The organism is Aeromonas sp. QDB68, assembly GCF_027707405.1.
In the GTDB taxonomy this organism is placed as follows: Bacteria; Pseudomonadota; Gammaproteobacteria; order Enterobacterales; family Aeromonadaceae; genus Aeromonas; species Aeromonas caviae.
Genome location: NZ_JAPCIQ010000042.1, coordinates 20657 through 33312, shown reverse-complemented (window position 1 = coordinate 33312; position 12656 = coordinate 20657). Strand labels below are relative to the sequence as shown.

Below are 12656 nucleotides of genomic sequence, written 5' to 3'. Positions count from 1 at the left end.
AAAGCCAAACCACAGAAGTATGCGACGAGAAAACCTAGTAAAAACAATGCCAGTCAGGCTTAACTGACTGGCATTAGGGGCACGTGCCCCCTGTGTTTACCTCTGACTTCGGCGAACGAGCAGGCTGTAGTAGAGCAGCGGGATCACCATCAGGGTGAGCAAGGTGGAGACCAGGATCCCGAAAATCAGGCTGATGGCCAGCCCGTTGAAGATGGGGTCATCCAGGATGAAAAGCGCCCCTATCATGGCCGCCAGCGCCGTCAGCATGATGGGTTTGGCTCGCACCTGCGCCGCCTCGATCACCGCCTGCTCGAACGCCATGCCACTCGCCCGCTGCTGCTCGATGAAATCCACCAGCAGGATGCTGTTGCGCACGATGATCCCGGCCAGGGCGATCATCCCGATCATCGAGGTGGCGGTGAACTGGGCCCCCAGCAGGGCGTGACCCGGCATCACCCCGATGAGGGTGAGCGGAATGGGGGCCATGATGATGAGCGGCACCAGATAGGAGCGGAACTGGGCCACCACCAGCAGGTAGATGAGGATCATCCCCACCCCGTAGGCCAGCCCCATGTCGCGGAAGGTCTCGTAGGTTATCTTCCACTCCCCGTCCCACAACAGCGCCACCTCCCCCAGCTTGTCGGGCTGATGCACGTAATACTGTGGCAGCGAGATGTCGGCACCGGCGGCAAACATGCCGTAGAGCGGGCTGTCGGCATGGCCGCCCATGTCAGCCACCACCATCACCATGGGCTGCATGTTCTTGTGCATGAGGTAGCTGGGGGCGACCTCGTCACGACGGCTCACCAGCTCGGAGACCCGCACCAGCTGGCCGCTCTGGCTGCGCACCTTGAGAGCCAGGATGCCGGTCAGATCCCGCTTGTCACCGGGGGCGAGCTCGATGCGGATCGGCACCGGATACTTGGCGCCTTGCCCTTGCAGCCAGCTGGCATCCTGATAACCCACGCCCCCGTTGAGGGTCGCCACCAGATCCCCGAGAACGACCCCGAGCAGGGCCGCCTGGGCGCGATCCACCACCAGCCGCCACTTGGGCTGGGGGTCGGCCAGATAGATGTCCACGTCCACCAGATCCGCCGTGGCCACAAAGCGGGCCTCTACGACGCGGGCAGCGGCTTCACGGGCGGCCTGCGTCGGGCCATACACTTCCGCGACAATGGGCGACCAGACAGGCGGTCCCGGGGGCACCTCCACCACCTTGAGGTTGCCCCCTGCCGCACTGGCGATGGCCTGCAAGGGCGCACGCACCGACCGGGCAATCTCGTGACTGCTGCGATCCCGTTCATGCTTGTCCACCAGATTGACCTGGATGTCCCCCACGTTGGCGCCGCTGCGGATGAAGTAGTGGCGCACCAGCCCGTTGAAGTTGATGGGGGCGGCGGTGCCGGCGTAGATCTGGTAATCCTTCACCTCGGGCACCCTGGCGAGCTCCCGACCCACCGCCAGCAGGGTGCGCTCGGTCTGCTCCAGGGTCGCCCCCTCCGGCATGTCGAGCACCAGCTGGAATTCCGACTTGTTGTCAAAGGGGAGCATCTTGAGCACCACCCACTGCACCACGGGCATGGCGGCCGCCCCCGCCACCAGCAGCAGAATGACCAGCCAAAGCTTGTGTCTCGCTCTTTTGGCACCCGTCCCCATCAGAAAGGGGGTCATCAGCCGGTGAAAGAGCCCGGCCTTGGCCTCCCCGTGGGCGACATGCCCCTCGCGCTTGAGCAGGTGATTGGCCAACCAGGGGGAGAAGATGAAGGCCACCAGCAGGGAGATAAGCATCCCCATGCTGGCATTGATGGGGATGGGGCTCATGTAGGGGCCCATCAGGCCGCTGACGAAGGCCATGGGCAGCAGGGCCGCGATGACGGTCAGGGTCGCCAGAATGGTCGGCCCCCCCACCTCGTCCACCGCGCCCGGAATGAGATCCTTGAGGGACCCCTTGCCCAAACCGCGATGACGGTGGATGTTCTCCACCACGACGATGGCGTCATCCACCAGGATGCCGATGGAGAAGATAAGGGCAAAGAGGGACACCCGGTTGAGGGTAAAGCCCCAAGCCCAGCTGGCAAAGAGGGTCAGCGCCAGGGTGATGACGATGGCAACCCCCACCACCAGCGCCTCGCGCCAACCCATGCTCACCAGCACCAGCAGCACCACCGCCGTGGTGGCAAAAATGAGCTTGCCGATGAGGGTGTTGGATTTGGTCTCGGCGGTGACGCCGTAGTCACGGGTCACCGTCACCTCGACGCCAGCCGGGATGAGTCGATTCTTGAGGCTCTCGACCCGTTCTTCCACCCGCTTGGCCACCTCGACCGCGTTCTGGCCGGGCTGCTTGCCGATGGCCAGGGTCACCGCCGGATAACTGCGATCCCCCTGCCCCATCCAGCTGCGCTGCACCGGGGTCTCCTGACCCAGCGAGACCCTGGCCACATCCCCCAGATAGACCGGCTTGCCGTCGTGCAGCCCCACCACCAGTTCTCGAGCCTCCTGCTCGCTTTGCAGGAACTGCCCCACCTGCACCTTGATCTCCCGGTTATCTTGCTCGATAGCCTGTGTCGTGCCCACCTGATTGGCGGCCGCAAGTCGCTGGCTCAGCTCGCCCCAGCTGATGCCATGGGCGCTGAGGGCCGCCGGATCCGGCATCACCCGCAGCACGGCGCTCTGGCTGCCCAGCGTGTAGATATCGCGGGTACCGGGAATGCGCTTGAGTTCGGTCTCCAGCTCATGGGCAACCCGGGTCAGATCAAAGGCCCCCAGCTGCTTGCTCCCCTCTTTGCTCCATAAGGTCAGACTGACGATGGGCACATCATCGATCCCCCGGGGTTTTACCAGTGGCTGACCGACTCCGATCCCCTGTGGCAACCAGTCGCGGTTGGAGTCGAGCTGGTTGTTGAGATCCACGATGGCCTGCTCCCGGCTCACGCCTACCTTGAACACCACCACCAGCAGGGCACCATCGGGTTGGGAGAAGGAGTAGAGGGTATCTATCCCCTTTATCTGGGAGACCACCTGCTCGGCAGGGGTGGTGACGAGGGACTCCACCTCTGCCGGGCTGGCCCCCGGGAAGGGAATGTAGACGTCGGCGAAGGTGACATCGATCTGGGGCTCCTCCTCCTTGGGAGTCACCAGCACGGCAAAGAGGCCGAGCAAGAGCCCCACCAGCGCCAGCAGCGGGGTGATGGCCGAGCCCTGAAACAGGGCCGCCAGCCGACCCGCCGGCCCCAGGCGGCCATGGTTGTCGTTCAGATCGCTACTCATGGGGCACCTCCTGTTGACGGCTCCAGGCATCGGGGGCCAGGGTGTCACCGCCCTTGAGACCCGCCAGGACCTCGCACAGCCCAGCCTCGCAGTGGCCGACCCGCACCGGGGTCAGGGCCCATCCCTCCCCCTCTTTGAGGTAAACGCCGTTGAACTCCCCCTGCCGCAGCAGGGCGGGCTCCGGCACTTGCAACACCTGACGCTCACCCTGTTTGAGCTGCACCTTGAGCCACATACCGGGCAGCACCCCTGCCGTGTTCGGCGGCAGATCGAGGCGCAGCCGGAAACTGTGGCTCTGGCTGTCGGCGTAGTTGAAGCGGGTCAGCTTGACGGGAGTCACGGCCTTGCCACCGGGCAGCAGCACCTGCACATCCGACGGCTGGCCGGCGAGAGCCAGCGCGGACTGGGGCAGCTCCAGCTCCACCCTCAGCTCGCCAAGGGAGAAACCGGATAGCAGCGGCGTACCGGGGGCCACCGTCTCCCCCAGCTCCACCAGCCGCCTGGTCACCACCCCGGCGTAGGGGGCGAGGATACGGGTATAGCCGTAGGCTTCCCGGGCCTGGATGAGGGCGGCCTCGGCGGCATTGACCTCGGCGCGGGCGGCCCGATCCGTTGCCTGGGCGTTGTCGAGCTGGGCCCGGGTGATCACCCCCTTGGCGATGAGGGCCTGATAACGGGTGAGCTGGCGCTCGGCCTCCACCTGCTGGGCCTGGGCCCTGGCCACTCGCGCCTCGGCGCCGGTCACGGCGGCAGACTGCTCCTTGCCGCTTATCTCGAGCAGGGGCTGCCCGGCCTGTACCTCGTCATTCACATCCACCAGCATGCGGGAGACGCGGCCACTGGTCTGGGCCGCGACCGTCCCCTGATGAATGGCGCTCACGGTACCGCTCAGGGTGAGCCAGTCGGTGACGCGCTGCGGGGTCAGCGTCAGCGACCCCTTGGCCTCCTCGGCCGCCACCAGGGTGGATGTCATGACCAGCAGGGTGGTCACCAGCAACCGGATTGTGTTCATCATGATTCTCCTTCCCTGGCTCATGGGCACCTTGAAAACTCAGGCAATACGGTGCTGGCGAGCCTTCTCCAGCACCCTGTTCCAGACCTTGTCCACCAGCAGGATCCCGGCCGCCATGGCCCCGATGAACAACAATATCATGGGCTGTCCGCTGGAAATGAGACTCAAGGCAGGCCCTGGACAGATGCCGACCAGGCCCCAACCGATCCCGAACAGTGCGGCCCCGCCAATCAGGCGGCGATCCAGCACGGGAGCGGGAACCCGGACCATAGGTTCCCCCAGCAGGCTCAGACGACGGGGCTTCACCAGCAGGAAGTAGCCCGGCATGAAGACAGCCAGGGCCCCCCCCATCACGAAGGCCAGACTGGGATCCCAGGCACCGGCCAGATCGAGAAACCCGGTGACCCGCGCCGGATCCATCATCCCGGAGAGGGCCATCCCCAGCCCGAACAACAGACCCGCAAACAGACTCGTCAGCAATTTCATGGCAATCAACCCGTCAAAACATGTGGTGAGTAAAGAACACGGTCGCCACGCCCATCCCCATAAAGGTGAGCGTCGCCACCACGGAGCGCGTCGACAGCCGCCCCATACCGCAGATGCCGTGACCGCTGGTGCAGCCATTGCCAAGACGGGTGCCGATGCCCACCAGCAGGCCGGCCAGCAGCACCACGGGCCAGCCGGGCAAGGCATCAAAGGCGGGCATGGTGGCCCAACCCAGGGTCAGCGCCAGCCAGGCCCCCAGTCCCAATCCCAGCAGAAACAGCACCCGCCAGGGGGTCTTGTACTGCATTGCACCGGCCAGAATGCCGCTTATCCCGGCCACCCGGCCGTTGAACAACATCAGGATCAGGGCCGAGAGCCCCGCCAGCATGCCGCCCCCCAACGAGAGCAGCCATTGGCTTTCCATCATCGAATTTCCTCATCTGAGTGACAAAAATGGGTTTTCAGCGCCGCCAGCACATCGGCCGCCGCCTCGCTCACCAGGGAGTAGTAGATCTGCTGGGAGACTTTGCGCGAGCGGACAAGGCCCTGGCGCTTCAATACCGACAGTTGCTGGGAGAAGGCCGACTGCCCGAGCTGGCTGTGGGCCAGCAGCTCCCGGACCCCCTTCTCCCCTTCCACCAGCTGGCAGAGCACCATCAGGCGTTCGGGATGAGCCAGCGCCTTGAGCAGGCCGGCGGCGGCTGTCGCATGTCGGTTCATCTCGTCGAAGTGGCTCATAAGATTAAATTAGCAATTGCTGATATTTGTTCTATTGTATAAAATAACTCTAAATTAGCAATCACTAAACAAAAGGAGACGAGAAATGACCGTCGATAACGGAGTCAGAGTGGTCGCGGGTGGCATGTTGCTGCTGTCGCTGCTGCTCACGGCCTGGGTCCACCCGGGCTTTGTCTGGTTGAGCGTCTTTGTCGGGATCAACCTGATCCAGAGCGCGTTCACCGGGGTCTGTCCCGCCGCCGCCGTGCTCAGGCGAATGGGGCTCAAATAGGCAGGCGGACATATTGGCTCACAGGAGCCGTGTAATAGAGCGGAGGCTCATTATGGCAACCATCATCATCATCGGGGCAGGGTTGGGGGGCATGTCGGCCGCCTACGAGCTCAAGGCCGAACTCGGCAAGCAGCACGACGTCCCCCTGGTGAACGACAAACCCGACTTTGAATTCAACCCTTCGAACCCGTGGATTGCGGTCCGGTGGCGAGAGCGCAAGGATATCTCCCTCCCCATAGAGCCTCATGTGAAGAAGAAGGGGATCCGCTTCATCCACGCCGCCCTGACCGGGTTGCAACCCCTCGAACAGCAGATCCGCCTCTCCGATGGCCAGCACCTGCACTACGACTTTCTGGTGCTCTGCACCGGCCCCGCACTCGCCTTTGAAGAGGTGCAGGGAGCAGGCCCGACGGCGGGCGGCACCGCCAGCGTCTGCACCCTCTCCCACGCAGAGGAGTGCCTGCACAGTGTCAACGGGCTGCTCGACGAACCGGGTCCGGTGATCGTCGGTGCCATGCCCGGCGCCTCCTGCTTCGGCCCGGCCTACGAATACGCCTTCATCCTCGATCGCCACCTGCGCGACAAGAAGGTGAGAAAGGACGTGCCCATGACCTTCGTCACCAGCGAACCCTACATCGGTCACCTCGGCCTCAACGGCGTGGGGGATTCCAAGGGCATGCTGGAGAGCGAGCTGCGCATGCGCGACATGCAATGGATCTGCAATGCCCGCACCGTGGCGGCCAGGGATGGGGTGATGACGGTGGAGGAGCTGGATGAAGATGGCAACGTCAAGCGCACCCACAGCCTCCCCTACAAGCATGCCATGATGCTGCCCGCCTTCGCCGGCATCAGCCCCCTGCGGGGTCTCGAGGGGCTGGTCAATCCCCGCGGGTTCGTCATCGTCGACGAACACCAGCGCAACCCTGTCTTCCCGCAGATTTACGCCGCCGGGGTCTGCATCGCCATCCCGCCCCAGCACAAGACGCCGGTTCCGACCGGGGTGCCCAAGACCGGCTACATGATTGAGGCCATGGTGCGCACCTTAAGCCACAACATCAAGGCAGAGCTGGACGGCCAGCCCCCGGTCACCCGGGCGGTGTGGAATGCCATCTGTCTGGCGGACATGGGGGACACAGGGGCCGCCTTCGTGGCCATGCCGCAGATCCCGCCGCGCAACGTCGCCTGGTTCAAGAAAGGGAAGTGGGTCCACCTGGCCAAGATAGCGTTCGAGAAGTATTTCCTGCACAAGATGCAGGTGGGCGACACCGAACCCATCTATGAAAAACTGATGCTCAAATACCTGGGCATCGACAAGACCCGGTAACCCCCCAAGGGCCCGCCGGTGAAGGGAAGAGGGCTCCCTTCACCGGCGCTTTCATCTCTTTTTTATTATGTTTCAATATGTTGCTATCAAGGGCTCGGGGTTTACCCAGGCCGCCGTATCGGCTACTATGTCGCCTCTTTATCACTAGCGGAGACCATCGGTGGGCAACTCATCAAGTGACAGACGCACGCCGCCCCTCGTCGTCGGCACCCTGGTCGCGAGCTAGCCGCAGGTTATTCTCTGCCGCGACTCGCCACCCTGCGAGAAGTGGATCCCTCTTTTCCCCGCTTTTCACACTTGACGTCAGGTGACGCGGACTCATACCCCGACACCTTGCCTGCATAGTTTCTGCTTCCCAAAAGGAGGCTGCTATGCGCTTGATTTCAAACAACTCTGTCGCTGACAAATCCCCTTCCCTGCTGAGCAGACTGGGACGGGGCCTGCGACCACTCTGGCAACGTGGCAGACGGCGTCAGCACCTCTATCGGCTGCACATCCGCTGCGAAGACAGAGCCGACATGGAGCAGGTGCTGGCGGCGGTGAGCCACACCCTGCAACCGGCCGGACTCAGTCCTCTGCAGTCCATGAAGCCCGGGCGCGGTGAAGGCCGCGTGCTGGTGCTGAGCCTCTACTGCACGCCGCCCCAGCGCCGCTATCTGGTGCAGTTCATCCACCAGGTCGGGGCTGTCCACCCGGTACGCTGGGAACTGCGCCCCCGCGCCGGGGACGACGCCACCAGGCATTGACCCTCGAATGAGGCGGGTCCTTCCCGGGCAACCGTGAAGGGCCTGTACCCTGTTCTGCGCCATCCCGCTCCGTCAGGAGGCGGGTCGCGCCCTTGCATTCACCACGATGTCGACCTTGCCCCCCGTCTCTCACACAACCCGGGGGAGCAGGCTGGTCGGCATCCCAGGAGGAGACCCTTCATGAGAATGTGGCAACAACTCGATTTTCTCGCCCTGCTCGACACCCTGGCCAGCCTGCTGCTCGCCTTCGTGCTGGGCAGCCTGGTCGGCCTGGAGCGCCAGTACCGCCAGCGCACCGCCGGCCTTCGCACCAACGTGCTGGTCGCCGTGGGGGCGGCCCTGTTCGTCAACCTGGCCCAGCGCATCTATGACCTGCATGGTGGCAGTTACGGGGTCGTCCACGTGGTGGCCTACATCGTCTCCGGCATCGGTTTTCTCGGCGCTGGCGTCATCATGCGGGAATCCGGCAACATCCGGGGCATCAACACAGCGGCCACCCTGTGGGGCGTGGCCGCGGTCGGGGCCGCCTGCGGCGCCGGGTTCGCCCTGGAGGCCATCCTCGGCGCCCTCTTCGTGCTGGCCGCCAACACCCTGCTGCGTCCCCTGGTCAACCAGATAAACCGTGACCCGGTGAACAACATGGACACCGAAGTGACCTATCACGTGACCGCTCTCATCGGCCGCGCTCACCAGAAGGAGGTACTGCCCTGGCTCGAGCAGATGCTGGAGCAGGCCCACTACCCCCTGAGCGAACTCGACATCACCCCCTTCGGCGATCAGGATCTCGAGATCTCGGCGGCGCTGCTCGCCACCGCCATCGATGGCACCAAGCTCGATGCCCTGATGAACACGCTCGGGGAGCACCCTCACATCAAGCAGATCTTCTGGCGGGCCAGCATCACCGATTGACGCCCTCATACCAGGCGCAGCACAAAAAGCCCCGCCGGATCCGGCGGGGCTTTTTCACAGGAAAGGGAAGCCGTGTGCCTAGCGGCGGCTGCGCCAGCGCACCCTGGGGTTGATGACCTGGGCGGTCTGGGCTGGGGGATTGCCCGCGATGAGTTGCTGCATCATCTCGAAGGCGGCCCGGGCCAGGGCCGGGCAATCCTGGGCCACGGAATCGATGCGCATGGGGATGCAGTCGAGCAGATCGTGATCGTCGAAGGTACACAGGCGCATGCCGGTCTCCATCAGTCCCGCCTCGTTGAGGTAGCGCAGCACCCCCTCCAGCAGGGTGAAAGAGGCGGTAAAAAGCCCCTTCGGCGGTGCCCCGAGTTCGTCCACCAGCTCAGACATCAGCTGATAACCCGAGCTCGGCTGGTAGTCACGGTGGCGGACCCGGTCTGAAGTGGCCTCCAGCCCGGCCCGGTGCAATCCGAGCTCGTAACCCGCCAGCCGGTGGCGGCTGGGGGAGAGATCCAGCAGACCGCCGAAGTAGTAGATCTCCTCCCCGCAATCCTCGGCCATATCCTGCACCAGCTCGGCGGTAGCCTTGCAGGCGTCCGAGATCACCATGGGCAGGCGCGACTCACCGATGTGGCGGTCGAGCTGCACCACCGGCAAGCGGTCGTGGATGCGGGCATAGATATCGTCACTGTGGCCGCTGGAGGCGACGATGAGGCCATCCACCTGGCGGCTGATGAGGTTGTCCACCACCCGCTGCTCCAGGGTGGGGTCATCCTCGGAGCAGGCGATGAGCAGCTGGATCCCCGCCTCCCGACAGCGGGCCTCCAGGGCACGGGCGATGCTGGCGAAGCCGAAGTTGGTGAGGTCGGGGATGACCAGCCCCCAGGTGTAGCTGCGCACCTCCCGCAGGTAGCGGGCGTGGATGCTCGGCTGATAGTGGCACTCGTCCGCCACCGCCTGGATCCGCTTGCGGGTATCGTCGGCGATGCGGTATTCCGCACTCTTGCCGTTGAGCACCAGACTGGCGGTGGCCTTGGAGACCCCCGCGAGCGTGGCTATCTGGGCAATCGTGATCCGTTTCTTCTTCTCCACCTGACCTCCCGGCACACTGAGACCGGGCTATTGTACTAGGCAGGTCGCCAGCGGCCAGTGATCGAGACAAATTTTGCTGCCATCATCACCGCAACGTGCGGAAAGTACTGGGTTTTCGCCGGGGAAGTAACGGGTCGACAAGCTCTGGCGCCCGCCATCGACGAAGCACTCCAGGCTGGAGCGGTCACACAAGACGGTGATCTTGCCCCCAAGCCAGGGGGCGCTTCGCTCCTCCCACTCCCCGCTCTGCCAGTTCTGGCGACGCAGGACAAGACGCCCCGGCTGCCACACCAGCTCGACCACGGCCCCGAACCCGATGCGCCCTTCACCGCACAGCGCCAGATCGAGCCAGGCCGAGTCGATGGCCAGGGCAGGCAGCTCGTCCGGCGCCCCCTCGAAGCGGGTCTGCTCCCCTTTCAGGGCGCCCAGCTCTGCCACCGGCCGCTGGCAGAGCCACTCATCCTGCCAGAACAGCTCCCGCGGGCAGCTCATCTGGTGGATCCAGCCGTGCTCGAGAGTGGGCTGGCTCATCTCGTTCTCCTCCGGCAAGCCCAGCCAGCCGAACAGCAGGCGCCGCCCCTGGCTATCCTGGGTAGTCTGGGGGGCATAGAACTCGAATCCCCGGTCCAGCTCGTGGAAGGACCCGTGGGCGAAATGCGTCCCGTCGAAGTCACCCGCCAGCCAGCCGCACTGGTAGAGGTTGCGATAATCCTCTCCCTGCGGGGCAATCCCCTGGGGGCAGCTGATCAGCACATGGCGATCTCCCAGGGGGAAGAGATCCGGACACTCCCACATGTAGCCAAACTCCCCGAGACCGCCGCGCCCGCTGCCAGCGATGGGGCCCACCAGCGTCCAGGCATCCAGGGTGTCACCGCGATAGAGCAGCACCTCACCCCGATCGTCCAGGGTGCGGGCCCCCAGCACCATCAGCCACTGCCGACCGTCGTGCCACACCTTGGGGTCGCGCACATGGCCGCTGTAGCCTGCGGGTAGATCCAGCACAGGGCCCAGCTTGGCAAAGCCCCCCGCACCGTCGGCGCGGGCCAGACACTGGTAGGCGGTGCGGCTGCCGTCCGGGTATTTGACGTTGCCGGTGTAGATAAGGGTCAGACGCCCCTGCTCATCGCTCACCGCCGAGCCCGAATAGCAGCCGTGGCTCTCATAGGCCTCGGTGGGCAGCAGCGCCACCGGCTCGTGCTGCCAGTGCAGCAGATCGGTGGAGGTGACATGCCCCCAGCCCTTGTTGCGGTGCTCGCAACCGAGCGGGTTCCACTGGTAGAAAAGATGGTAGCGCCCGTCGTGCTCGATGAAGCCGTTGGGATCGTTGAGCAGCCCCACCGGGGCTGCCTGATGCCAGCGGGGCCGATGGGGATCGGCCGCCGCCTTGAGCTGTCCGGCCAGCAGGGACCGGACAACCTGGTTCAGGAGATGGCTTTCCTTCATCACTCCACCTTGTACTTGAGCAGGTAGGAGGCGGCGAAAGCGGCGCCAAAGGCGATCACCAGACCGATGACGTAGTGGATGAGGCTCATGGGCTGGACGATGGCCATGCCCGGGATGCCGGTCAGGCCCACCGCCGTCATGCCGACCTTGGCCGCCACCACGTAGGCGCCGCCGCAGGCCCCGCCGAACAGGCCGGCCAGGAAGGGCTTGATGTAGCGCAGGTTGACCCCGAAGATCGCCGCCTCGGTGATACCGAGCAGGCAGGACATGGCCGCCGGCACCGTGATGGCCTTGATCTTCACGTCCCGGGTCTTGAAGTAGACCGCGAGGCAAGCCCCGCCCTGGGCCACGTTGGCCATGGCCCAGATGGGCAGCAGGAAGTTGACGCCGATGGCAGGGTTGGCCAGCAGCCCCGCCTCGATGGCGTGGAAGCTGTGGTGGATGCCGGTGATGACGATGAGCGAATAGGTGCCGCCAAACACCAGCCCCGCCAGCCAGCCTGCCTGCTCATAGAGGGCGCTCAGACCGAACGAGATGCCATCCCCCAGCACCCGCCCGGCGGGGCCGATGAAGAGCAGCGCCACGAAGCCGGTGATGATGACGGTCAAAAACGGGGTGAGGATGAGATCCAGGGCGTCAGGGATGCGCTTGCGCAGCTGCTTCTCCAGGTGGGACATGAACCAGACTGCCAGGAGCACCGGGAAGACGGTGCCCTGGTAGCCGATCATGGCGACATCCAGGCCGAAGAAGTCCATGGTCTTGAAGCCCCCGGCCACGCCCCAGGCGTTGGTCAGGGCCGGGTGGGTGAGAATGCCGCCGAGCGTCGCCCCCAGATAGGGGTTGCCGCCGAATTCGCGCGCCGCCGTAAAACCGATGAGGATCGGCAGGATGATGAAGGCTGCCGAGCTGAACATGTCGAGCATGACGAACAGGGCGCTGTCGGCGTTGACCCAGCCGTAGGTGCGCACCATGCCGAGCAGCCCCATCAGCAGGCCGGAGGCGACGATGGCCGGAATGATGGGTACGAAGATGTTGGAGAGGGTCCGCGCCAGACGCTGGGCCACGTTGAGCTTGGCCGTCGCCATATCGGTCAGCTCCGCCTTGCTGGCGGTGCCGGTCCCGGTCAGGGTGACGAACTCCGCATAGACCTTGTTGACCAGGCCGGTGCCGAAAATGACCTGGATCTGGCCGGCGTTGCTGAAGCACCCCTTGACCCCCTCCAGCTTGTCGATGGCGGCCTTGTTCACCTTGCTGTCGTCCGCCAGCACCAACCGCAGCCGGGTGGCGCAGTGGGCGGCGCTGACGATGTTCTCCTTGCCCCCGAGCAGGGGCACCAGATCCTGGGCTATCGCACTGATATTCATATTCTTC

Annotated in this window: 12 protein-coding genes; 4 read left to right on the top strand and 8 right to left on the bottom strand. The window is 64.7% G+C overall.

All coding sequences use genetic code 11. The annotated features are described in order from the left end of the window. Positions 1 to 96: 96 nt before the first annotated feature. From PG892_RS13290 to PG892_RS13270, 5 genes are read right to left on the bottom strand one after another with little or no spacing between them, the layout of a single operon-like run. Positions 97 to 3267 (bottom strand): efflux RND transporter permease subunit, encoded by a 3171-nt coding sequence (locus PG892_RS13290; protein WP_052814679.1) that lies wholly within the window; start codon positions 3265 to 3267, stop codon positions 97 to 99. Continuing rightward, positions 3260 to 4279 carry an efflux RND transporter periplasmic adaptor subunit gene (locus tag PG892_RS13285; protein ID WP_052814678.1) on the bottom strand — a complete coding sequence of 340 codons (1020 nt, stop codon included), beginning with the start codon at positions 4277 to 4279 and terminating at the stop codon, positions 3260 to 3262. The genes PG892_RS13290 and PG892_RS13285 overlap by 8 nt, the downstream gene beginning before the upstream one ends. A 39-nt stretch (positions 4280 to 4318) precedes the next feature. Further along, on the bottom strand, positions 4319 to 4765 hold the full coding sequence (locus PG892_RS13280; RefSeq protein WP_052814680.1) for a YeeE/YedE family protein: 447 nt from the start codon (positions 4763 to 4765) through the stop codon (positions 4319 to 4321). Between the two features lie 13 nt (positions 4766 to 4778). Further along, the gene (locus tag PG892_RS13275; RefSeq protein ID WP_042881673.1) at positions 4779 to 5192 is read right to left on the bottom strand and encodes a YeeE/YedE family protein; all 414 of its coding nucleotides are present in this window, start codon (positions 5190 to 5192) and stop codon (positions 4779 to 4781) included. Beyond that, entirely contained in the window at positions 5189 to 5503 is a 315-nt protein-coding gene (locus tag PG892_RS13270) for an ArsR/SmtB family transcription factor (RefSeq protein ID WP_052814677.1), read from the bottom strand. The genes PG892_RS13275 and PG892_RS13270 overlap by 4 nt, the downstream gene beginning before the upstream one ends. Positions 5504 to 5588: 85 nt before the next feature. Here PG892_RS13270 and PG892_RS13265 point away from each other — a divergent pair, with 85 nt between their 5' ends. The 4 genes from PG892_RS13265 to PG892_RS13250 all read left to right on the top strand — a co-directional run bounded on the left by PG892_RS13265 (position 5589) and on the right by PG892_RS13250 (position 8753). After that, a complete protein-coding gene (locus PG892_RS13265; RefSeq protein WP_223919788.1) occupies positions 5589 to 5774 on the top strand; it encodes a YgaP family membrane protein in 186 nt (61 codons plus the stop codon). A gap of 52 nt (positions 5775 to 5826) precedes the next feature. Next, positions 5827 to 7098, top strand: coding sequence for an NAD(P)/FAD-dependent oxidoreductase (locus PG892_RS13260; protein WP_223919787.1), 1272 nt, complete (start codon positions 5827 to 5829; stop codon positions 7096 to 7098). A gap of 371 nt (positions 7099 to 7469) precedes the next feature. Beyond that, positions 7470 to 7844: a hypothetical protein gene (locus PG892_RS13255; RefSeq protein ID WP_041213245.1), complete on the top strand. Its 375-nt coding sequence runs from the start codon at positions 7470 to 7472 to the stop codon at positions 7842 to 7844. A 180-nt stretch (positions 7845 to 8024) separates the two neighbouring features. Beyond that, on the top strand, positions 8025 to 8753 hold the full coding sequence (locus PG892_RS13250) for an MgtC/SapB family protein (RefSeq protein WP_052814657.1): 729 nt from the start codon (positions 8025 to 8027) through the stop codon (positions 8751 to 8753). A 78-nt stretch (positions 8754 to 8831) separates the two neighbouring features. On the opposite strand, the gene PG892_RS13245 is transcribed toward PG892_RS13250, so the two are convergent. The 3 genes from PG892_RS13245 to PG892_RS13235 are packed head-to-tail and all read right to left on the bottom strand — an operon-like array spanning position 8832 to position 12649. Then, positions 8832 to 9842, bottom strand: coding sequence for a substrate-binding domain-containing protein (locus PG892_RS13245; protein WP_270825483.1), 1011 nt, complete (start codon positions 9840 to 9842; stop codon positions 8832 to 8834). A gap of 27 nt (positions 9843 to 9869) precedes the next feature. Continuing rightward, positions 9870 to 11285, bottom strand: coding sequence for a glycoside hydrolase family 32 protein (locus PG892_RS13240; RefSeq protein ID WP_171864992.1), 1416 nt, complete (start codon positions 11283 to 11285; stop codon positions 9870 to 9872). Beyond that, positions 11285 to 12649: a sucrose-specific PTS transporter subunit IIBC gene (locus PG892_RS13235; protein WP_041214803.1), complete on the bottom strand. Its 1365-nt coding sequence runs from the start codon at positions 12647 to 12649 to the stop codon at positions 11285 to 11287. Before PG892_RS13235 ends, PG892_RS13240 begins: the two co-directional genes overlap by 1 nt. Positions 12650 to 12656 lie beyond the last annotated feature (7 nt).